18 protein-coding genes and 7 pseudogenes are annotated in these 20,182 nt (G+C 69.0%); 11 read left to right on the forward strand and 14 right to left on the reverse strand.

All coding sequences use genetic code 11. From position 1 onward, the window contains the following. Window positions 1-5 precede the first annotated feature (5 nt). On the forward strand, window positions 6-260 hold the full coding sequence (locus tag EDD90_RS07690) for a transposase (protein WP_260327705.1): 255 nt from the start codon (window positions 6-8) through the stop codon (window positions 258-260). Between the two features lie 195 nt (window positions 261-455). Here the strand turns inward: EDD90_RS07690 and EDD90_RS07695 are convergent, their stop codons facing one another. The 4 genes from EDD90_RS07695 to EDD90_RS07710 form a co-directional block, all read right to left on the reverse strand. Then, complete coding sequence (locus tag EDD90_RS07695; protein ID WP_123972368.1) at window positions 456-1,361, reverse strand: class I SAM-dependent methyltransferase; 906 nt, start codon at window positions 1,359-1,361, stop codon at window positions 456-458. A gap of 80 nt (window positions 1,362-1,441) precedes the next feature. Next, a complete protein-coding gene (locus EDD90_RS07700) occupies window positions 1,442-2,548 on the reverse strand; it encodes an NAD(P)-dependent alcohol dehydrogenase (RefSeq protein ID WP_123972369.1) in 1,107 nt (368 codons plus the stop codon). Further along, window positions 2,545-3,954, reverse strand: coding sequence for an aldehyde dehydrogenase family protein (locus tag EDD90_RS07705; protein WP_123972370.1), 1,410 nt, complete (start codon window positions 3,952-3,954; stop codon window positions 2,545-2,547). Before EDD90_RS07705 ends, EDD90_RS07700 begins: the two co-directional genes overlap by 4 nt. Window positions 3,955-3,962: 8 nt before the next feature. Further along, window positions 3,963-4,718: a (5-formylfuran-3-yl)methyl phosphate synthase gene (locus EDD90_RS07710; RefSeq protein WP_123972371.1), complete on the reverse strand. Its 756-nt coding sequence runs from the start codon at window positions 4,716-4,718 to the stop codon at window positions 3,963-3,965. Between the two features lie 501 nt (window positions 4,719-5,219). Here EDD90_RS07710 and EDD90_RS07715 point away from each other — a divergent pair. From EDD90_RS07715 to EDD90_RS56920, 4 genes and pseudogenes are all read left to right on the forward strand, one after another. Continuing rightward, window positions 5,220-5,588, forward strand: coding sequence for a transposase (locus tag EDD90_RS07715; RefSeq protein WP_221305075.1), 369 nt, complete (start codon window positions 5,220-5,222; stop codon window positions 5,586-5,588). A 56-nt stretch (window positions 5,589-5,644) separates the two neighbouring features. Then, window positions 5,645-5,893, forward strand: coding sequence for a hypothetical protein (locus EDD90_RS56910; RefSeq protein ID WP_260327706.1), 249 nt, complete (start codon window positions 5,645-5,647; stop codon window positions 5,891-5,893). 71 nt (window positions 5,894-5,964) lie between these two features. Next, window positions 5,965-6,045, forward strand: a pseudogene (locus tag EDD90_RS58900) (transposase); the annotation flags it as partial. 63 nt (window positions 6,046-6,108) lie between these two features. Continuing rightward, window positions 6,109-6,699, forward strand: a complete 591-nt coding sequence (locus tag EDD90_RS56920) for a transposase (protein ID WP_260327707.1) — start codon at window positions 6,109-6,111, stop codon at window positions 6,697-6,699. Window positions 6,700-6,752: 53 nt separating this feature from the next. Here the strand turns inward: EDD90_RS56920 and EDD90_RS56925 are convergent. Beyond that, a pseudogene (locus tag EDD90_RS56925) lies at window positions 6,753-7,155 on the reverse strand (substrate-binding domain-containing protein); the annotation flags it as partial. Between the two features lie 9 nt (window positions 7,156-7,164). Between EDD90_RS56925 and EDD90_RS56930 the strand changes: the two are divergent. The 3 genes and pseudogenes from EDD90_RS56930 to EDD90_RS55175 all read left to right on the forward strand — a co-directional run. After that, window positions 7,165-7,359, forward strand: a pseudogene (locus EDD90_RS56930) (hypothetical protein); the annotation flags it as partial. Window positions 7,360-7,424: 65 nt separating this feature from the next. Continuing rightward, window positions 7,425-7,760, forward strand: a pseudogene (locus tag EDD90_RS07730) (TnsA-like heteromeric transposase endonuclease subunit); the annotation flags it as partial. 130 nt (window positions 7,761-7,890) lie between these two features. Beyond that, on the forward strand, window positions 7,891-8,031 hold the full coding sequence (locus EDD90_RS55175) for a hypothetical protein (RefSeq protein WP_185149699.1): 141 nt from the start codon (window positions 7,891-7,893) through the stop codon (window positions 8,029-8,031). A gap of 488 nt (window positions 8,032-8,519) precedes the next feature. On the opposite strand, the gene EDD90_RS07740 is transcribed toward EDD90_RS55175, so the two are convergent. The 4 genes and pseudogenes from EDD90_RS07740 to EDD90_RS07755 all read right to left on the reverse strand — a co-directional run. Then, on the reverse strand, window positions 8,520-10,532 hold the full coding sequence (locus EDD90_RS07740) for a prolyl oligopeptidase family serine peptidase (RefSeq protein ID WP_123972372.1): 2,013 nt from the start codon (window positions 10,530-10,532) through the stop codon (window positions 8,520-8,522). Between the two features lie 535 nt (window positions 10,533-11,067). Next, window positions 11,068-12,340 (reverse strand): annotated as a pseudogene (locus EDD90_RS07745) (IS256 family transposase). A gap of 622 nt (window positions 12,341-12,962) precedes the next feature. Then, window positions 12,963-13,571: a hypothetical protein gene (locus tag EDD90_RS07750; RefSeq protein WP_123972373.1), complete on the reverse strand. Its 609-nt coding sequence runs from the start codon at window positions 13,569-13,571 to the stop codon at window positions 12,963-12,965. 301 nt (window positions 13,572-13,872) lie between these two features. After that, a pseudogene (locus tag EDD90_RS07755) lies at window positions 13,873-14,076 on the reverse strand (IS701 family transposase); the annotation flags it as partial. A gap of 361 nt (window positions 14,077-14,437) precedes the next feature. Between EDD90_RS07755 and EDD90_RS07760 the strand changes: the two are divergent. Beyond that, a complete protein-coding gene (locus EDD90_RS07760) occupies window positions 14,438-14,932 on the forward strand; it encodes a hypothetical protein (RefSeq protein WP_123972374.1) in 495 nt (164 codons plus the stop codon). Here the strand turns inward: EDD90_RS07760 and EDD90_RS07765 are convergent. Beyond that, window positions 14,907-15,581 (reverse strand): IS5 family transposase, encoded by a 675-nt coding sequence (locus EDD90_RS07765; RefSeq protein WP_260327711.1) that lies wholly within the window; start codon window positions 15,579-15,581, stop codon window positions 14,907-14,909. The two genes, EDD90_RS07760 and EDD90_RS07765, sit on opposite strands and share 26 nt — an antisense overlap. A gap of 112 nt (window positions 15,582-15,693) precedes the next feature. Between EDD90_RS07765 and EDD90_RS07770 the strand changes: the two genes are divergently transcribed. Next, window positions 15,694-16,770 (forward strand): transposase, encoded by a 1,077-nt coding sequence (locus EDD90_RS07770; RefSeq protein ID WP_398924161.1) that lies wholly within the window; start codon window positions 15,694-15,696, stop codon window positions 16,768-16,770. Here the strand turns inward: EDD90_RS07770 and EDD90_RS07775 are convergent. From EDD90_RS07775 to EDD90_RS07795, 4 genes and pseudogenes are all read right to left on the reverse strand, one after another. Then, a pseudogene (locus EDD90_RS07775) lies at window positions 16,687-16,860 on the reverse strand (IS3 family transposase); the annotation flags it as partial. The gene EDD90_RS07770 and the pseudogene EDD90_RS07775 sit on opposite strands and share 84 nt — an antisense overlap. Before the next feature lie 90 nt (window positions 16,861-16,950). Further along, a complete protein-coding gene (locus EDD90_RS07780) occupies window positions 16,951-17,862 on the reverse strand; it encodes an IS3 family transposase (RefSeq protein ID WP_221305076.1) in 912 nt (303 codons plus the stop codon). After that, window positions 17,859-18,188 (reverse strand): transposase, encoded by a 330-nt coding sequence (locus EDD90_RS07785; RefSeq protein ID WP_123972376.1) that lies wholly within the window; start codon window positions 18,186-18,188, stop codon window positions 17,859-17,861. Before EDD90_RS07785 ends, EDD90_RS07780 begins: the two co-directional genes overlap by 4 nt. A 371-nt stretch (window positions 18,189-18,559) precedes the next feature. Further along, window positions 18,560-18,901 (reverse strand): helix-turn-helix transcriptional regulator, encoded by a 342-nt coding sequence (locus tag EDD90_RS07795; protein WP_123972377.1) that lies wholly within the window; start codon window positions 18,899-18,901, stop codon window positions 18,560-18,562. Between the two features lie 116 nt (window positions 18,902-19,017). Here EDD90_RS07795 and EDD90_RS07800 point away from each other — a divergent pair, with 116 nt between their 5' ends. Then, window positions 19,018-20,130 carry an alkene reductase gene (locus EDD90_RS07800; protein ID WP_123972378.1) on the forward strand — a complete coding sequence of 371 codons (1,113 nt, stop codon included), beginning with the start codon at window positions 19,018-19,020 and terminating at the stop codon, window positions 20,128-20,130. The last annotated feature ends 52 nt before the right edge of the window (window positions 20,131-20,182 follow it).

A 20,182-nucleotide genomic window follows, 5' to 3' on the forward strand; every position in this document is an offset into this window, starting at 1 on the left:
AAACCTTGTGGTGGGCGCAGACCTGCCGCCGAGAACTGCTGGACCGGACACTGATCTGGGACCAGCGCCATCTCCTTCACGCCCTGCGCGAATTCGAGATTTTCTACAACGAACACAGGCCGCACCAGGGCCTCGCGAACGCCCGCCCTCTGCGTTCGTTGCCCGAACCAATCGACGATCCCCAGCGGATCGCGCGCCTCGACATACGACGACGCGCGCGGCTCGGCGGCACCCTGCATGAGCACGCGCATGCGGCCTGACCAGCATGGATGAGGTATTCGGCAAGAGCGGCGCTGGGCGGCGCCAGACCGGAGAGCAGAAAGGACGAGGTAGACCGTGTCCAGGAACGGCTTGTCCTGCGGCCCCTTCGGGTAGTCCAGGAGCAGGACGCCGTCGTGCCCGTGGACTGCTGGATGCCGGGCCCTGTGCGGATGTCGACGTGCGCGCTGCGGATGTCATAGCCGGGGCTTGTGCGCAAACACCCACCGGTTTCCCTCGAGCGCGTCGTTGGGCTCGGGGAGGGGGCCGCGTCCGTGCTGGTGGGTGAAGTCGAAGGGGGTGTGTACCGAGGTGGACCAGCCCTTGGCCGCCAGGTTGCCCGCGGAGTCGGGGCGTGGTCCCTTGTCGAAGAGGTGGAGCAGGTCGATGCCGATTTGTTCTCGCGTCGCCGTGTAGATCGCGCTGTCGCGGTACTCCAGCAGGTCCTTCTCCAGCTTGGCCTCGAAGGCCAGTGCGCTGCCTTCGGTGGTCAGCCGGTCCACCGTGTCGATGAGGTACGTTTCGGTGGGGCTCGGCAGGTAGAAGAGCAGTCCCTCGGCCAGCCAGACGCTCGGTGCGGCCGGGTCGAAGCCGGCGGTGGTCAGCGCGGTGACCCAGTCGGCGCGCAGGTCGACCGGTACGGGGACGCGCTTCACCTTCGGGGTGGCCGACAGGTCCGTGAGCGCCTGGTGCTTGAACGCCAGCACGCCCGCCCTGTCGATCTCGAAGACCACGCGGTCGGGCGGCCAGTCCAGCCGGAAGGCGCGGGTATCCAGCCCCGCGCCCAGCAGGACCACTTGACGGGCACTCGTACGGACCGACCGGAGCAGGAAGTCGTCGAGGACCCTGGTCCGCAGGCCGAAGTAGCGGGCGAACCGCCCCCACAGCGGGTTGCCGTCCCCGTCCGGGACCTGCTGGATGCGCACCGGCCAGTCAGCGCACGCCGGGGCGGCGCGCACGAAGTGTTCCGCGTAGACGTCGTGGGCCAGGCTGTCGTGGCGGTGGGTCTCGATCGCCCGCGCGGCGGCGACCAGGAGGGCAGTCACACCCACGCCTCCCTCCACGCCCTCCACGTCCGTGTGCTGCGGCGCCGTGCCGGCCATGTTTCCTCCGTTGGCGGGAGTGGGGACTGTGAGGTGCCTGCTTGCCGGATGCGGTGAGTCCGCGATGCTGCATGCCTGACTCATCGGCTTCTTCCCTCCGGGAGCAGGACGGGTTTGACCACGCGGCCCGCGTCGCAGTCGCGTTCGGCCTCATTGATGTCGGCCAGCGGGTAGGTGCGGATCAGCTGGTCGAAGGGGAAGCGCCCGGCCTGCCACAGTCCGGTAAGCCGGGGTATCAGCAGCCCGGGTACGGCGTCCCCTTCGCAGATGTGGTGGATGCTGCGGCCTCGGTCCAGCGTGCCCGCCTCGAGCGGCAGCGCGGTGTGGAGCCGTGCCACCAGGCCGAGACTGCCGGTGGGGCGCAGTGCCCGGAGCGCGTCGTTGATGAGCGGGGACGAGGCCGTGGTGTCCAGCGCGTACTGCGCGCCGCCGTCGGTCAGCCGCCGGATCTGCTCGGGCAGTCCGGCCGTTTTGGCGGGCAGTGGGACCGCGCCGAACTGTTCGGCCAGGGCCAGCCGTCGGGGATGCCGGTCGACGGCCACGGTCAGCGCGCCGGCAGCGGTGGCCGCCATCACCGCGGCAAGGCCCACCGCTCCCGCGCCGAAGACCGCCAGGGTGTCGCCGGGGCCGGCGCCGAAGGCGTTCAGCACGGCTCCGGCGCCGGTGAGGAAGCCGCAGCCGAGCGGCCCGAGCAGTTCGACGGGCAGTGCGGGGTCGACCCGGACGGCGTTGCGGGCCGGGACGAGCGCGTACTCGGCGAACGAGGACTGGCCGAACCATCGGGGGGCCAGCGCTCCCCCGGTCGCGTCGGTGAGCCGCGGCGCGTCCTCCTTGCGTCCTCCGAAGAGGTTGAGGGAGGCGAAGGAGTCGCAGTAGGCAGGGGCCGCGCCGCGGCAGTTCCGGCAGTGTCCGCAGGAGTCGAAGCTCAGCACGACGTGGTCACCGACGGCGATCCCGGTGTCCGGGCCGTCGCCCGTTTGCACCACGACCCCGGCCCCCTCGTGGCCGAGCACCGCCGGCAGCGGGCTGCAGCCGGCCGATCGCCGGACCGCGAGATCGGTCCGGCACATCCCGCAGCCCAGGACCTCGACCAGGATCTCGCCGACGGCGGGTTCCGTGCGCAGGGTCACCTCCTCGACCGCGAACGGGTCCTCGTACGAGCGCAGTACGGCCGCCTGGAACCTCATCGTCCTTCCTCCTGCGGGCGGTGGACGACGAACGGCCGGAGGTTGCCGTAAAGCCCCCAAGGTCCGCCCGCGACGCCGACACCGCTGTTCTTGACGCCTGCGAAGGGCTGGGCGAGGGACAGTTCGGCATGGTGGTTGATCCAGGCCGTGCCGCATTCGAGCCGGTCGGCCACTGCCTCGGCCCGGTCGAGATCGGTGCCCCAGACGGAGCCGCCCAGTCCGAAGCCCGTGCCGTTGGCCGCGTCGACGGCTTCGCCGAGGCTCCGGTACGGCAGCACCGGCAGGACCGGCCCGAACTGTTCCTCGGTCACCACCGGGCTGCTGGGCGGGACATCGGTGAGGATCGTGGGAGCGAAGAAGTAGCCCGGCCCGTCCAGCCGGTGGCCGCCGGCCGCCGCCCGGGCGCCGTCCGCCAGGGCCCGCCGCGTGACCTGCTCGACCCGGGCCAACTGGGGGGCGTTGTTGACCGGGCCCAGCCGGGTCTCCGGGTCGAGGCCGGCCCCGACGACGACGGTCTTCGCGCGCTGGGCGAGGGCTTCGACGACCTCGCCGTGGAGCCGGGCCGGGGCGTAGACGCGTTTGACCGCCATGCAGACCTGCCCGCAGTTGCGGAACGCGGCCCAGAACAGCCGGTCCGCGATCCTGTCCACCTCGACGTCGTCCAGCAGGACGGCGGCGTCGTTGCCGCCCAGTTCCAGAGTGACCCGGGCGAGCGAGGCCGCCGCCGCTTCGGCGACGGCCCGCCCGGTGGGCACTGAGCCGGTGAAGGTGACGTGGCGGATGCCCGGGTGGGAGGCGAGGCGGGCGCCGAGCGGTTCGCGGCCGGTGACGACGGTCAGTACGTCCTCGGGCAGGGCGGCGGCCAGGACGGAGCCGAGCAGCCGGGTGGCGAGGGGGGTGAACGGGGACGGTTTGAGGACCACGGTGTTGCCCGCCGCGAGCGCGGGCGCGAACTTCGCCGCCGCGAGCTGGAGGGGAAAGTTCCACGGCACGATCGCGGCGACGGGTCCGAGGGGTCGCCAGCGGATCTCGCTGTGCACGGGCCGACCGTCGGTGATCCGCCGGGTTGTGGGTGCCAGGTCTGCGAAGTAGCGCAGGCGGGCCGTCGTACGGGCGATCTCCGCGTATGACTCGGCCAGGGGCTTGCCCTGTTCCCGGGTGAGCAACCGGGCGAGGTCTTCGCCGGCCGTCTCCACGGCGTCGGCCGCCACGCGCAACGCGGTGGTGCGGGCGGCGGGGTCGGCGCGCCAGCCGTGCCAGGCCCGGTGGGACCGGTCGACGACGGCGTCCAACTCGTCCGGCTGCTGGTCGGGGGCCTCGTCGAAGGTCTCCCCGGTGGCAGGGTCGACGACGGCGAAATGCGCGGCCCGGCGTCCGGGGACGCGGTCGGGCTCATCGGTCGGCATGCCTGTGGTCAGTTCACGGCGGGGACGCCGGCAGCGTGCTGCTCGGCCTGCCGGTCCATCTCCGCCCGGAAGGCGGCCACCAGATGCGGCTGAATCCTTCCGGCATTGCGGTCGCCGCCCTCGCAGACCGCTCCGCGCACGCCCACGATGTCCGTGCCGATGCGCGTCAGCGGACCGAGGTCGGTCTGTTTGACACTGCCGGCGAGGGCGGCGAGCAGACCGGACGCGTGGGTCAGCCGGACGAACTGGGCACAGACGTCCGGCGGCACGTGGTCGAACAGCCGCGTCCCGTCCTTGATGGCGGTGTCGAGCATGGCCGCGTCGGCGCCGGAGCGGGCGGCGATGTCGGGCACGGCGAGCGGGTTGACGCAGCCGATCCGGTGGGCGTCGGCATAGCCCGAGGCGACGACGAGCGCTTCGGGGCGGTGGTCCTTCACCGCCCGGACGACCGCGCGCATGACCTCGATGCCCTGTTCGGGCGTCGTGCATCCATAGAGGCCGACCTTGATGTACGTGGCGCCGGAGACGACCGCGCCGAGCGCGGCCTGAGCCACCGTGCCGGGCTTGTACGGGACATCACCCACGGTCGCGGACACCGGCTTGTCCGCCGGTACCGCGTCGCGGATCTCCCGGATGACCCAGGGAAAGTTCGCGCCGAGAGAGCCCTCGTCGGGCTTCTTGACGTCGACGATGTCCAGGTGCTCCGCCGCCTTCGCACAGTCGAGGGCCTCCTCCACGCTGTCCGGGGAGATGAGAAGCAACACGATGAGCTCCTTCCGCCGCATGTCCGCCTGGCCGAGGGACAGGGGTGCGGATCACCTGGTTCGTGTGCGGTGTGGCTCATCATTTCCGCCGCCCGTGGGCACCGGTAGAGCGTGCGGGTTTTCCCATGGGGCGCTCGTGCCCACGCGAAGTGCGCCGCACGCACCGGCGCGAACCGGCTCTTTTGCTGCACGCTGTCCGCCCAGACCGGCCGGTGGCATGGGTGGTCTGTGGGCAGCGGGCCGAGTCTGGAGCGCGTCCGCGCAAGCTGAGCCCGTTTCCTCTTCGCCTGCCTATTCAGCGTTGATGCTCCAACGCGGCGGAGGCGGGACGATTCGTCTGCGCCGGCGACGCCCTGGTACCACCAGTCGCCGCCGCCGCGCTCCTGGACCAGGCCGGCGACCGCATCCGCAGAGCCAATCCCACCGTCGTCGACGCCGGCCTCATGCTCCGTCGCTCCTACAGCACCGAAGAACCCACCCCCGGCCTCGTAAGGGCAAGCGGTGGCGGCCGGTGGGTTCGCCGGCTCGGCTTCGCGCCACGTACAACCGCTACCACGGCGTGACACACATGATCGCCACCTTGGATCTGGCCACCGGCCAGCTGTACTACCGGATCCGCAAACGCAAGCGGGGCGCGAGTACCTGTCCTTCCTCAAGACGCTGGGCACCCGCTGGCCCGGCCAGAGGTTGTACGTGATCACCGATAACTACTCGCCGCACAAACACCCCGAAGTCCGCTCCTGGGCCGCTGACAACGACGTTGAGCTGATGTTCCTGCCGACCTACGGCTCCTGGTTGAACTGGATCGAGTCCGAGTTCGCCGCGCTGCGTTACTACCGTACCGCTTCAGAATGGCTGCAGAGCCTGTGACCTGGGACAACGATCCGCGGGCCGATCGACCGCCATCGGACTTTATGCTCGTACGAATGCTCTACCTGATCGCCACGCGGATCTTCGCGTGGCTGGTCCTGCTCTCCCGATCCTCCGCGGCGAAGGAGGCCAAGATACTGATCTTGCGACATGAGATCGCGGTACTGCGCCGGCAGGTCGCGGCCCCCAAGCCCACCTGGCCCGACCGGGCACCGCTCACCGCCTTCGCCCGACTCCTCCGCGGGCACTACGCCGGCATCGCATCGTCTCCCCGCGCACCCTCCTGGCCTGGCACCAACGCCTGATCAAGAACAAGTGGACACAACCCGCCCCACCGGGACGCCCACCGATACCCGACAAGCTGCACGACCTGACCATCCGGCTCGGCGCCGAGAACCCACGATGGGGCTTCCAACGCGTTCACGGCGAACTCCGCCGCCCCGGGCACAAGGTCAGCCCGGCCACCGTCCGCCGCATCCTGCGCACCGCCGGCCTCGGGCCGACCCCGCGCCGACATCCGGTGCGCAGTGAGTGGACCACCTTCCTCAAAGCCCAGGCCCACGGCACGCTCGCCACCGACTACTTCCACGTCGACACGGTCGGTCTGCAGCGGCTGTACGCGCTGTTCGTCATGGAGGTCCGCACCCGAACCATCCACATCCTGGGCGTCACCGCGCACCCGACCGCCGCCTGGGCCACCCAGCAAGCCCGCCAACTGCTCTGGCAACTCCGCCACCGTGCATCAGGCTTCACTCACCTGATCCGCGACCGGGACACGAAGTTCACGGCCGCCTTCGCTGCCGTCTTCGCCAGCGAAGGCATCAACGTCACCAAAATCCCTCCGCGCTCTCCCAACTGCAATCCCCACGCCGAGCGGTTCGTACGATCAGCACGCGAGGAGTGCACCGACCGGCTCCTGATCTTCGACCGCGGCCACGCCGAGAAGGTCCTCAAGGACTACGCGCGCCACTTCAACCGGCATCGGCCGCATCAAGGCCGCGGCCAGCTCGCACCGCCGGACGATACCAACGTCATCCCCCTGTCAGCAGCCCGGATCGAACGCCGGCAAGCCGTCGCCGGACTGATCAATGAGTACCACCGAGCCGACTGACCGTCCGGCAAAGCCGCAGCTCACAGGCTGTGAAGGCATTCTGAAGCGGTACGGGCGTCGGCGGACTCGGAGAAGTCCATGCCCTCCACCTTGTCACCGGCCGCCTTCACATCGGTCTTGTAGACGACCGATGCGTCGGCCTCCTTCAGGAGCACCTTGTTGAGGGCCGCCTTGACATCTTCCTCGTAGGAGACGGGCGTGATCTTGAGGTCGCTGGCCTCCAGCCTTCTGCGGGGCGGCGCCGCAGGGAACCTTCAGGTCCGGGTTCGTCAGGTCCTTCAGTGACGAGACCTTGTCCGGGTTGCCGGGCAGGGTGGCGATCTCCAGCTGGTTGCACTCGAAGGTGACCAGCTTGGTGGCGTTTTCCTTCGCATCGGTCACGATGGCCATGGTCTTGGGGCTGGCGGAGGCGAACACGTCGGCCGGGGCAGCAGCCGTGATGCTCGCGGCGAGCGTTCACAGCTCGGTCCCCGCCTGTGGCAGTGGCTCCAGGACGGCGCCCACTTCTACGTCTGCGGCGACGCATCCCGCATGGCCAAAGACGTCGACCAGGCCCTCAAGGACATCGCCACCACCCACGGCGGCATGAGCCCCGACGAATCCACCGCCTACGCCCGCCGCCTGGCCTCGGACAAACGCTACGTCCGCGACGTCTACTGACGGCCAGCACCCGCTCCCGAGCACCGCGGGTCGGCCCCCGGTCGCCATTGCGTACCCAGTGCTGGATGGCTGTACCGGCTGGGGTGGATCACGCGGGGCCGTGCATCGAGTTGTCGTACGTGGACGCGGTGCACGGGCGTCGTCGGCGTCCGCTGCGGGACTGTGTGACGGGCCGGTTCGAGGATGTCGAACCCGTGCGTACGTTTCGCTGGTCGCGCGGTGAGCGTCACTTCCCGGGCTGGTACTGGGCGGCGACCGACTGGGCGGCACGTCGGCTTTGAGTCGTGGCTGGAGCGGCTGCTGCTGATGGACTTCGATCCGAGCGTGGTGGGGATTGGCTCACAGCCGTTCTGGCTGCACTGGCATGACGGCGAAGGGAGCGTCGGCACGCCCCGTACTACGCTGCCTGCACAACAACCCCGAACCCCGCGCCCGCACCTGGCTCGACATCCCCGACCAGGCACCCCGCACGCCCCACCGGCGCATCGCCTCCAGCACCTGGCCAACCGTCTGGTCCTGACCACCGTCCGCATGGCCCAGCAGCGCGGTCACCTGCGCGGCTGGAACGGCGATGTCAGCATCGACGCCACCGGCCCGCTGCCGCCCCGCATCCCACACCGCGGACCACGTGACGTACCCGCCGGGCGCTCACCGCCGGCCGACGCCGGCTAAGCCGATCCGCAGGAACAACTCCACCTCACCCCAGCACGCTGATAACGCCCATCAGCATGCTTCCCCATCTCCCCACAGGCAGAAGCGCGAGCCTTGCTCACCGCAGCGCTTTCCCGCCCGCACCCTGACCTTTCGAACAGCCCAGAAACGCAGAGATCCTGTCCGATCGAAATGATCGGACGGGTACAACTGCCGGACTCTGGAAGCCCGCTGCTCGCGGCCCCGCCGGACCGGCCGCCGACGATGGCAGCCGCCCCCCACGCCCCGCCGGCCACACGTTTGTCGGCGTGGAACCGTCCCACCACTCCGTCGACATCGCCACCCGCGTGCCCTGACAGTACATCGGCGTCGCGGGCGAGGTCACCAACTGCCGGGTCGGGGTGTCACTGCACCTGGCGTCCGCTAACGCGTCGGCCGCGGTGAACCGGCGTCCGTTCCTGCCCAAAAGCGGGGATCCCACCTCGTCGAAGGCCGACGCCCGCCCGCGCTCACAGCAGTCCGGGCCGCTGCCACTCGTCACCAAGGACGTGGTGGTCGAGGAAGTTCAGGAACGCCTCGTACCAGACCTGGATGTGGCCCGGGGAGAGGATCCAGTGGTTCTCGTCCGGGAAGTACAGGTACTTCGCAGGCACCTCGAACCGCTGCAGATCCTGGAAGAGCGCGGCGCCCTGGCCGACCGGCACACGGTAGTCCTTCGCGCCGTGGATGACCAGCATCGGCGTACGGATCTTCGCGGCGTCCAGGTACGGGGAGTGCGCCTCGTACCGCTCGGGCCGGGTCACCGGGTCCCCGAAGATGCACTGGAAGTACCAGGGCGCGTCGGTGTCGCCCTGGAAGGACCGCAGGTCCCACAAGCCCGCGTGGCTCACGATCGCCTTGAACCGATCGGTACTCGTGGCGACCCGGTTGGCCATGTAGCCGCCGTAGGAGCCGCCCCCGAGCGCGGTGCGCGCGGCATCGATGTCGTCACGGGCCTCGGTTGCGTCGGTCAGCGCCATCACGTCCGTGTACGGGACCCCGCCCCACTGCCCCCAGCCGCGCCGGTGGCCCTGCTGACCGTAGCCGGTCGACAGAGCCGGGTCGGGCAGCAGCACCGCGTAGCCGCGGGCGGCGAAGGGCCACGGATTCCACCGCCAGGTCCAGCCGTTCCAGCTGCCCTGCGGCCCGCCGTGCACGGCGACGAGCAGCGGCGCGGGGTTCTCGGCCGACGCGCCCTCAGGCAGCACGAGCCAGCCGCGCAGCCGGTACCCGTCCGCCGCGTTGGCGTGCACCTCGGTGAGGGTGCCCGGCAGCGCGTCGAACGCACCGGGGGCGGGCAGCTCGACCGGCGTCTGGTCGGCGACGCCGGCCTCGAACCTGACCGGCCGCGGCGGCGAGTCGATCGCGTTGCGCAGCGCGTACAGCGTCCGCCCGTCGGGGGCCACGCAGAGCGAGCCGTACGCGCCCGAGGCGGTGAGCCGGGTCACGGTGCCGTCCGCGTCCCGCCGGAAGACGGGCGCGTGACCCTCCACATCGGCCACGAAGAAGAGGGCGTCGTCGACCGTCGAACAGACGGCGCCGACAGGCCAGTTGTCGAACCCGGGCAGCAGATCGACGGCCTCGCCGCCGTCCACGCCGACCCGGACGAGCGTCACGTCCATCGACTCGTCGTAAGTCGGCCACGTCATCCGCGAGCACACGACCGCCGAGCCGTCGTACGTGAACACCGGCGCCTCGTAAAGGTGCTCCACATCGCCCAGTACGAAGACCTCCTCGCCGGTGGCCGCGTCTGCCACCACCACGGCGGTGCGGTTCTCGGCGGGCACCCGGCCGGGTACGAACCGGGTGTAGGCCACTCGCGTCCCGTCGGGCGACAGCGCCACGTCCCCGGGGTGCTCGAGGCCGACGCCCTGCCCGCCGGCGTCGACCACGGCGCCCTCGGCCCCCGCGCGCACGAAGGTGTGCTGTGCCTCGGGGCCGAGATCGCGGTCCCAGGCGCGGGTCGGCCCGACCTCGTACAGGATCGCGGTGACCTTCGCGTCCTTGCGCGCCGTGCGCAGCTTGCCGTGCGCGTCGGCGTCGGCGGCCCCGGGCAGCAGCCCGGCGGTGTGGGCCAGCGCGCCGGAGTCCCGGGCGACGGTGAACGCGGTGATCCCGCCCGGGTGCCGGGCCACGACGGCGGCCTCACCACGCCCGGGCAGCGCCCACAGCGCGGCACCCTCGTGCTTGTCCTCCTCACTGTCGTCCTCGCGTTCCGACAGGAAGTACAGCACCCCGTCCGGGCCGAACGCGGGCCCGAACTCGCCCTTCCCCGACCGGGTCAGGCGCAGCGCTTCGCGCTCCCCGGCCGGATCGATCTCCCACAGCCCGGACACGAACCTGGTCCGGTCCTCCGACAGCGTCTGAACGGTGGCGACGAGACGGCCACCGTCGGCGGACAGCGCAAGGGAGTTGACGCGAGGCTGGGCGAGGAACGCGGGCAGGTCGTGGAAGGCGGTCGTGCCACCGGGGATCGCAGACATGCGGACGATTCTTGCTCGCGAAGGAGGCGGTGAACAGCGGATTACGGGCGCCGCCCGCCAGGAGTGCCTGCCGCCCGTCCGGCGAACGCAGAGAACCCGCCCGATCGAAGTGATCGGACGGGATCCCGTCAACCGCCTACGAGCTGACTCGTGAACGGCGCCTCCGATCACAGCAACACGTTCAGACCGCACCGGACGCTCACGAACGCCCCTTCCAGGGTCGCGTCCCGACTCCCAATTCCCAGCATTCCCTAGCCCGTTCGGTGATGAGCGTGTGTTGAGCGGCGATGTCTGGCTCGGTCCACAGCCGTAACCACAGCCGAGCTGTTTCAAGTTGGTGCGGCATCGGCGAACACGGCGCGACGACACTCCCTGCAGTCTGTCTCAACCAACCGAGCCCACGCGTCTCACTCAATCCAGTCCATGCAGGTCAGCAGCATGCGGCCGACTAACTTCATTGAGACAGGACAGTACAGCCGGGTAACCCCGGAGACGCGGGTGTGTCAATTTAACGGCTGATCTTGGTTGTTGAGGTTCAGTTGCTGGCCGGGGTGAGCCGGCCCTCGAAGGCGATCTGGAACGCGTTGAGGGGTGCTTTCCAGCGCATGGTCCATCTGCGTCGGCCCTTCCCCGTCGGGTCCAGGCTCATCAGCGCCATGTAGATGCACTTCAGGGCGGCAGCCTCGTTGGGGAAGTGGCCGCGGGCGCGGACGGCCCTGCGGATGCGGGCGTTGACGCTCTCGATCGCGTTCGTGCTGCAGATGACTTTGCGTATCTCGACGTCGAAGGAGAGGAAGGGGCACGAACTCGGCCCAGGCGTCCGACCACAGCTTTACGATCGCCGGATACTTCCGGCCCCACGCCTCCTGGAACTCCAGGAACCGCTCCGTCGCCGCGTCCTCGCTGGGGGCGGTGTAGACGGGCTTGAGTGCCTTGGCGACTTTGTCCCAGTCCTGACGGGCGGCGTAACGGAACGAGTTCCGCAGCAGGTGAACCACGCACGTCTGGACAATCGTGCGAGGCCAGACGGTCTCCACCGCTTCGGGAAGGCCCTTGAGCCCGTCGCAGACCAGCATGAGCACGTCGTCCAGGCCGCGGTTCTTCAGCTCGGTGAACACGTGCAGCCAGTACTTGGCACCCTCGCCTCCGTCGCCGGCCCAGATGCCGAGGATGTCGCGGGTGCCGTCCACGGTCACGGCCATCACGAGGTAGACCGGACGGTTCGCGACCTTCCCGTCCCTGATCTTGACGTTGATGGCGTCGACGAACAGGACTGGATAGACACGATCAAGGGGGCGGTTCTGCCACTCGGCCATGCCCTCCATCACCTTGTCGGTGATGGTGGAGACGGTCTGCTTGGACACCTCGGCGCCGTAAACCTCGGCAAGATGGGCCGATATCTCCCCATGGGTGAGGCCCTTCGCAGACAGGGACAGCACCATCTCGTCGACGCCGGTCAGCCGCCGCTGCCGCTTCTTGACGATCTGCGGCTCGAATGTGCCCGAGGTGTCACGCGGGACCTTGACGTCGACCGGCCCGACGTCGGTCAGCACGGTCTTGGCCCGGCTCCCGTTACGGGAGTTGCCGCTGCCCCGGCCCACCACGTCGTGCTTCTCATAGCCGAGGTGATCGGTGATCTCACCTTCCAGGGCCGATTCCAAGACCCGTTTGGTCAACTGCTGCAGCAGCCCACCCTGCCCGGTCAGCTGCAGCCCCTCCGACCGGGCACGCTCCACCAGCATCGCGACCAGTTGCTCGTCGGACACCGGTGCAGGCTGCTCGGACTCGGCACTCTCGACAGGCTCCACGGTTTCCAACTCCACGGCGGCGTCAGTCACTTGACGTCTCTCCCATGATCGTCGGATCCGCCGTTAGATTTACACTCCCCCCTTGTAGACGTACCGGGCCACCGGGTCGTTGGAAGCAGAGACCGTGTCACCACGGTCCGGTATGCGCACCACGACCTTCTTCCCAATGGGGTCTTGATCGTGATGCAGGAGCCCGCTTGGTTGCAGCTCGGATGGATCGTCCTGCCGCGCCTGCGGGCGGACTCGTGGCCTTCGAGGAACGAGCCCGTGGTAGGGCGTCCCCACGCTGCAAGGGGATAGACACCCCTGAGTTGGTTCGACACTGATCGGCAAACCAGCGCTTGACTCATACCCGCACCCGAGCGTCCATGGTCGCAGCCGACCCGCCGATGGGGATCGCGGTCCGGCGAAGAACACCCACCCCCTGGTGGCGGTCGCCATCGGCACCGCGACCGCGAGGGTCACGGTCAGCACACCGAGGATCAGAGCCGCCGGAAACCAGTCCGGGCTGATGCCGAGCATGCCGATGCCCACCATCAGCAGGGGGCGAGCGCGGCTGTACGGGCGAGCCTCCGCACCAGGTGCGGAGGCCAGGCCACGGTCTTCCGGGATCCGGACGCCGTCAGCAGTCCTCGAACCGGCGCCGCCCGACCCGCCGGGACAGCCAGACCAGCAGCTCGAAGAGCACCAGTACCACCAGCAGGGCCCACGCGGCGATGTCGATCCCGCTGTAGTCCGTCTCGGCCAGCTCCGGCGCCGTCCAGCCGTGCGGGTCGACGAGCACGTCCTCGGTCTGCCCGACTTCCATCGGCCCGTCGCAGGAGTCGTTGCCCAGCTCGGCGTGCTTGAGCGGCTTGCCGTCCACCCGTCCCAGAAGGCAGGTGTACTCCGGCCCATGCTTGCCCTGGTACGTCTTCACCGAGGTGACCCGCACCTCCACCCGCTGCCCTTGGTGCGCCATCACCTCCGCCTGCAGCACCGGCCCCGGCCCGGACAGCGCGGCGATCCCCACGATCACCCCGCCGACGATCAACCACCCGTTCGGCGCTGCGATGATCATCAACGAGAGAGTCGCGATCAGCGCGACGGTTCCGAGCACCAGTCCGAGCCCGCTCCAGTCCGGATTGGCGGCCAGCAACGACAGCCCGACGATCACCGGCGGACCGAAAAACGCCATCGTGGTGAGGCGGCGGACCTGCCGGGACGAGGTGGCGGTGGCTATTCGAGGCACGGCGTCAGTGTGACGAACGGGGTCGTCAGGCCGAAGAGCGGGGTCCATTACTACAGTCATCGCTCTCGATGAGCATCTGACGCCTCGCGCCGGTCCTCCCGGGTGCGCTTGGTGAGTTCGGCGTCGGCGAGTGACGACAACGCCGCAGATGAGCGTGCCAGCCCCCGCGTCTGCGCCAAGGTCCGCCGGACAGCACTCCTAGTAGGACTCCGTTAGGTCTCTCTGGCTCTTGGGTTTGGGCTGGTGGTGGATGTTCTGGGCAGGGGGCGGTGGCAAGTGGTGCAGGTGCCGGTCCAGCAGTTCAGCAGGTCCTGGATGGCGTCGAGGATCTGGTAGAGGGTGAGTCCGGTGTACCGGCTTTCGGGGCCAGGCGCTGTTCGGTGAGGAACGCGTGGGCGGCGGTGACCAGGGTGACGTAGTGATGCCAGCCGGCCCAGGAACGTCCCTCGAAGTGGTCCAGGCCTAGGCCGTGCTTGAGTTCCCGGTAGTCGTGCTCAATCTGCCAAGCACACTGCACCTATGAGTGGGTATCAGGTAGGTGATGTGCCGGTAATCGGGCGTGAGGGGCTGTTGCGGCTGGTCGCGGTGGTCGAGCGGCTGCGGGCTCGGCAGTGTGATGGGGAGAGCGGGTCGTCGTGGACGACGCAGGGGGCGGCCGCCCCAGAGCCTGGCCCGTCAGGGCCTGGGCGAGGAAGTGTGGGCGGGGCTGCCGGAGGTGAACCGGCTGCTGGCAGTGCGGTGGCTGGCGATGTTAGAAGCCGTTGTCTTTCCGAGAGTGGCGGGTGTGTTTCTGCTGTTCAGGCGTAGGGGTGGTGGTCTGGCGGCAGAGACGAGGTGTCGTGTTGTCTCTTCGGTGGAGGTCCGAGATGCCGTCGGTGATGGGGTTGTTGGAGGAGCGTGAACGTGCCGCCCGGCAGCGGATGGACGCCCTTCAGGCCGAGCTGCGGGAGGCGGAGGCAGCATGTGAGCGGTTCGTGATCGCCCGCGAGACGGTGGCCGAGGTCCTGGCGGAACCTCGCGAAGGAGAGAAAGCTCCGTCAACTGAGGTAGCCGACGAGCGGCCGGCACGGGTCGCGGCCGCGGCACCCGGTTCGGTTGTGCCGACGTGGCGGGAAGGGCTCGCCCCGACGGTGCTGGCGCCGGATTACCTACAGCTCATGAACGCCCTGGCCGTCGGCAGCGGGTCAGGCGGCGAGCCGATGGATTGCCGGCAACTCGCCGTGGCGGTCGGTTTGGATTCGGTTCCGGCGAAGGTGGAGGGGGTTCGGTCGAAGGCGAAGCGTCTGGTCGCGCGAGGTTGGCTCGCCGAGGAGCGCCCGGGAATGTTCAGCCTGCTCATCGGGCGAGACGGCGGCTCATGACCATGCTCATCGACCAGCGGACCATCGCCTCCGAGGTGTCGGTGCGGGCCTCGTAGTCGCGGGCGAGGCGGCGTGAGCGCATCAGCCACGCGAACGTGTGCTCGACCAGCCACCTCTTGGGCAGCACGGTGAAGCCCATGGTGTCGTCGCTGCGTTTGATCACGGTCAGCGCGATGCTCAGGACATCGCGGGCGAGGTCGACCAGGCGTCCGGTGTAGCCGCCGTCCGCCCAGACCAGGGTGATGTGCCAGTGCCGCTCGCGGATCCGGGCCAGTAGCGTCCGGGCCGCGTCGCGGTCGGTGACAGAAGCCGCGGTGACCATCACGGTCAGCAGCAGGCCGAGGGTGTCGACCACGATGTGCCGCTTGCGGCCGTTCACCTTCTTTCCGCCGTCGAAGCCCCGGCTCGTGGCCGGCACCGACGCGGCTGCCTTCACCGACTGCGCGTCGATGATCCCCGCCGTCGGCTCCCGGTCCCGGCCTGCCGCCTCGCGGACCCGGTCGCGCAGCCGGTCGTGGAACTCGCCGACCAGGCCCTTGTTCCGCCAGCGCCGGAAGAAGGCGTAGACGCGGTCCCATGCGGGGAAGTCCGCGGGCATCGACCGCCAGGTGATGCCGCCCGCGACCACGTAGCGCACCGCGTCCACCATCCAATGCCACGTAGTTAAGGGCGAGTTGGCGCTGTCAAGGGCGAGGTGAGAAGGAGGAGACCTCTGCTATTCAGGGGATCGACCAAGATCTACCTGAGGAAGCAGAGGCCCTGTGGCTCAGTCTGTCACGGGCGGAACCGACGTGTTCGCGCCCGGTCATATCGGTGAGTTGACGCAGGTCATCCCACTCGAGCTGGTGGATGCGGTGCTGGACGAGACCGGGGCTCGCGAGCGACGACTGCGAAGTCTCCCCTCACGCGTCGGGGTGTACTTCGTACTCGCGCTCGGGTTGTTCGGGGACCTGGGAACCGGCCTGGTGTGGGGCAAACTCGTGGCCGGACTGACCGTCATGGTGCCGCGACCATCGGAGAAGGCACTTCGCGATCTCCGTCGGCGGGTCGGCGTGGCCCCGCTCAAGCGGCTGTTCGACGTGCTGGCCGGCCCGCTGGCCCAGCCGTCCACGCCCGGAGTGCGTTACCGCCGCTGGCGCACGGTCGCCTTCGACGGCTGCGGGAGCCTGAACGTCCCCGACCACGAACGCAACTGGTCCTGGCTCGGCCGAACCCAGCGCCGTCACGGTCCAACGGGCTACCCCCGGCTGATGCTCATGACTCTGTGCGAAACCGGCACCCGCGGCCTGATCGGCGCCGTCTTCGGCCCCGCCAGCAAGGGGGAAACCGACTACGCTCACGACCTGGTCGGCCACCTGACCTCGGACATGCTTGTTCTGGCAGACCGCGCCTTCGACAGCAACAGACTGCTGGCAGACATCGCGGCTCAAGGGGCCCAGTTCCAGATTCGCGCCACCAGCGTCCGACGCCCGCCGGTGCTGGCACTGCTGCCCGACGGCTCCTACCTGACCCGGATCGGTGACCTCTCGTTGCGAGTGATCGAGGCCGAGGTCCGCTCCTGTACCGCCGACGGCGGCGTGTTCGGCGGGACCTACCGCCTGCTGACCACACTCACCGACCACTCCAGCGACCCCGCCGACCACCTGGTGCATCTTTACCACGAGCGTTGGGAGATCGAGATCGCATACCTGGCGCTCCGTCACACCCTGCTCCAGGGGCGAGTCCTGTCAATCCCCTCGGACTGTGGAGATCTTCTAAGCGGCCAGCTCCAAGGCGGAGTTGGCTCGGTGGTCGTGTTCGTAGTCGATCGGACTCCGGTAACCGCACACGCTGTGTAGTCGGTGTGTGTTGTAGAAGGCGGTGATCCAGGTCGCGATCCTCAGGCGGGCCTCGGTGCGGGTGGCGAAGGTGTGCCGATGGACGTACTCGACCTTGAGTACGCTGTTGAACGCCTCGCTGACGGCGTTGTCGAAACACGACCCGACCCGGTGTCAATCCCCTCGGACTGTGGAGATCTTCTAAGCGGCCAGCTCCAAGGCGGAGTTGGCTCGGTGGTCGTGTTCGTAGTCGATCGGACTCCGGTAACCGCACACGCTGTGTAGTCGGTGTGTGTTGTAGAAGGCGGTGATCCAGGTCGCGATCCTCAGGCGGGCCTCGGTGCGGGTGGCGAAGGTGTGCCGATGGACGTACTCGACCTTGAGTACGCTGTTGAACGCCTCGCTGACGGCGTTGTCGAAACACGACCCGACCCGGCCCATGGACTGCGTCACGCCCAGACGCCGGCAGGCCCAGCGGAAGCGCCGGGACACATATTCGCTGCCCCTGTCGCTGTGGAAGATGACGCCCTTGACGTCGCCGCCACGGGTGGCCGCGGCCATGTTCAAGGACGCAACGACGAGTTCTGCGTCGTGACGTGCACCCATCGCGTAGCCGAGCAGGCGGCGCGAGAACAGGTCGATGACGGTGGCCAGATACAGCTTGCCCTCACCGGTGGCGATCTCCGTCATGTCGCCACACCACACCTGATCTGGAGCGTCGGCGGTGAAGTCGCGGCGGACAAAGTCCGCGAACGCGGGCCGTTTGCCGGGGCGGGTCAGCCCGCCCCGTCGGCGGATCTTCCGTCCGGCCAGGCCGAGTTCGGCCATGAGACGCGCGACGGTGTTCACCGAGACGCGCCAGCCGGCGCGGATCAGGAGGAGCCAGACCTTCGGAGAACCGTAGGTGCCGCCGGACTTCTCGAAGATCTGTCGGATCGCGTCGGCCAACTGTCCTCGCCGCACTTCACGAGCGGTGGTGGGCTTGTCGCGCCACTTGTAGAACCAGGACTCCGACACTCCCAGAACCCGGCAGGCCAGGCGGTGCGGGACGTGGTGCTCGGCCCTCTGGTTACCGATGAACGCGGCCAGGGCGGCCGGGTCCGTTCCGGTCACTTCACCCAGAGGACCATGCATCGCTTGAGGACATCACGCTCCATCTCCAGCTCGCGGATCCGCTTGTTCTTCTCCGCCGCATCCCGCCGCAGCCGCTCCAACTCGGCCCGCTCGGCTTCGCGCAGCCGCCCGCCCGGTGCGGGCTCGGCAGGCTGGTCGGACGACGCCGACCCGTTGCGCCGCCACCGTGACACCCAGCTGTGCAGCGTGCCGGAATGCACACCGAGCTCCTCGGCGACCTCCGGGATCGGCCTGCCCGTCTCGATCACAATGCGTACAGCACCCTCACGAAACTCAGGCGTGTACGTGCGTTGCTTGGACCCCATGAACCCCAACTTCCCCTGCAATCACGGACTCCACGCTAAGAGGGGAGGGACATGTCCGACGGGTACTTCGGCTGCCTGTGCGGGTGGTTTGCCGCGTTCCCGAACCGGTGAGCGAGGCAATCACACTCACGAGCAGCCGAGTTGGAGCCTGCGGGCGCGAGGGCGTACAACTGCGGTAACAGGGCCTCCTGGCATGTTTGCGGTCTCGACAACCTTGAGCTGCACCGGGGGTCCTGTATTCATGCGCGACAGGCCGCAAGATCACCCAGCCGAGTACCTGCAATCGCACTCGTGCTCACCAAGATCGATACGACAACGGTCACCGAACCGGGCCGGAGGGGGGCACCGCGCGGCCCCTCCGGTGCGGCTGTTCACTGCGAAGACTGGCTTGGCGTCCGGTCGGCTTCCTTCACGATGAGGTCGATCAGGCCGGGGAATCGCTGGTCGAGCTCGTCCTTGCGCAGCACGTTCTCTCGGCGGATGCCGCTGTCGCTCTGGCGGATGATCCCGGCCTCGCGCAGGGCCCGGAAGTGGCGGGTCAGCACGGACGCGGTGAGGTGGGGGAAGAAGCCGCCACAGCTCAGGCCGGGGCTGTTGATCAGCCGGACGACCATTTCCAGGCGGAGCGGGTCGGAAAGCGCGCTGAGCACCGTGCGCAGGTCGACGTCGTCCAGGTCGGGGTGTGCGAGGGGGGCTGGGGTGCGGCTGGCCATGGTTCGAGAGTACCGCCGATCCCCCCATGTACGCGTTTGCGCGTACACGCGTTATGGTTGTGGAGCGGGCGCGAGATCCCCGCCCGCACTCTTTCGACTTTGCCAAAGGAACCACCATGTCGGACACCCTTCCAGTGGACATTTCGACCTCTCGCCTGTTCGAGCCGACCACCTTCGGCAAGATCGAACTGGCGAACCGGGTCGTGATGGCTCCGCTGACCCGGATGCGCGCCGGCGAGCGCGGCACCCCCGGCGACCTGCTCGTCGAGTACTACCGGCAGCGCGCGAGCGTCGGCATGATCACCACTGAGGGCACCTACCCCAGCTTCGACTCGCAGTCCTACGTCGGGCAGCCCGGCATCGCCAGCGACGAGCAGGCCGCCGGCTGGGCCCGGGTCGCCGAGGCGGTGCACGCCGAGGGCGGCAAGATCGTCATGCAGCTCATGCACGGCGGCCGCACCAGCCACCCGCAGCTCAACGGCGGACGCCGAGTCCTCGCGCCGAGCGCGATCGCGGTCAACGGTGAGTTGCACGTCGGTGCGGAGAAGCTGCCGTACGCGGTGCCGGAGGCGATGACCGCCGAGGAGATCAAGGCTTCTGTGGCTGATCACGTCGCCGCGGCCCGCCGTGCGATCGACGCCGGCCTCGACGGTGTGGAGATCCATTCCGCGAACGGCTACCTGCTGCACCAGTTCCTCGCGCCCGGCTCGAACGAGCGCACCGACGAGTACGGCGGCACCCCCGAGGACCGCGCCCGGTACGTGATCGAGGTCGTCACCGCGGTCGCCGAGGCCGTCGGCGCCGACCGGGTCGGCCTGCGGATCTCTCCGGCGCACAACATTCAGGACGCCCACGAGCCCGACCACGACGACGTCCTGGCCACCTACGGCCACCTGCTCGGACAGTTGCGCCCGCTCGGCCTGGCCTACCTGTCGGTGCTCTATGCCGAGCCCGCCGGCGACCTCATGAAGGAACTCCAGCAGCACTTCGGCGGCAAGCTGGTCGTCAACGGCGGTTTCATGGCCCCCGCCATCACCGCCGAGAGCGCGGCCAAGCTGCTGGAAGCGCCGTTCGTCGACGCTGTGGCCGTCGGCCGCGCGGTCATCGCCAACCCGGACCTGGTCGCCCGGTGGAGGGGCGGGCACCCGGAGAACGAGGCACGGCCCGAGCTGTTCTACGCCTTCACCGCCGAGGGCTACACCGACTACCCGTTCCTGACTCAGTCCTGATCTACCGGCGCGGCTCCTGCCCAGCGCGAGGGCGTACAACTGCGGTAACAGG

Source organism: Streptomyces sp. Ag109_O5-1 (assembly GCF_003814875.1).
Classification (GTDB): Bacteria; Actinomycetota; Actinomycetes; order Streptomycetales; family Streptomycetaceae; genus Streptomyces; species Streptomyces sasae.

Bases quoted from the DNA above. Each gene is read 5' to 3' on its own strand.
- EDD90_RS07765 (WP_260327711.1), bottom strand. From the start codon at position 15,581: ATGGTGGACGCGGTGCGCTACGTGGTCGCGGGCGGCATCACCTGGCGG.
- EDD90_RS07800 (WP_123972378.1), top strand. From the start codon at position 19,018: ATGTCGGACACCCTTCCAGTGGACATTTCGACCTCTCGCCTGTTCGAG.
- EDD90_RS07795 (WP_123972377.1), bottom strand. From the start codon at position 18,901: ATGGCCAGCCGCACCCCAGCCCCCCTCGCACACCCCGACCTGGACGAC.
- EDD90_RS55175 (WP_185149699.1), top strand. From the start codon at position 7,891: ATGGCCCAGCAGCGCGGTCACCTGCGCGGCTGGAACGGCGATGTCAGC.
- EDD90_RS07760 (WP_123972374.1), top strand. From the start codon at position 14,438: ATGCCGTCGGTGATGGGGTTGTTGGAGGAGCGTGAACGTGCCGCCCGG.
- EDD90_RS56910 (WP_260327706.1), top strand. From the start codon at position 5,645: ATGCTCTACCTGATCGCCACGCGGATCTTCGCGTGGCTGGTCCTGCTC.
- EDD90_RS07695 (WP_123972368.1), bottom strand. From the start codon at position 1,361: ATGGCCGGCACGGCGCCGCAGCACACGGACGTGGAGGGCGTGGAGGGA.
- EDD90_RS07705 (WP_123972370.1), bottom strand. From the start codon at position 3,954: ATGCCGACCGATGAGCCCGACCGCGTCCCCGGACGCCGGGCCGCGCAT.
- EDD90_RS07740 (WP_123972372.1), bottom strand. From the start codon at position 10,532: ATGTCTGCGATCCCCGGTGGCACGACCGCCTTCCACGACCTGCCCGCG.
- EDD90_RS07785 (WP_123972376.1), bottom strand. From the start codon at position 18,188: ATGGGGTCCAAGCAACGCACGTACACGCCTGAGTTTCGTGAGGGTGCT.
- EDD90_RS07700 (WP_123972369.1), bottom strand. From the start codon at position 2,548: ATGAGGTTCCAGGCGGCCGTACTGCGCTCGTACGAGGACCCGTTCGCG.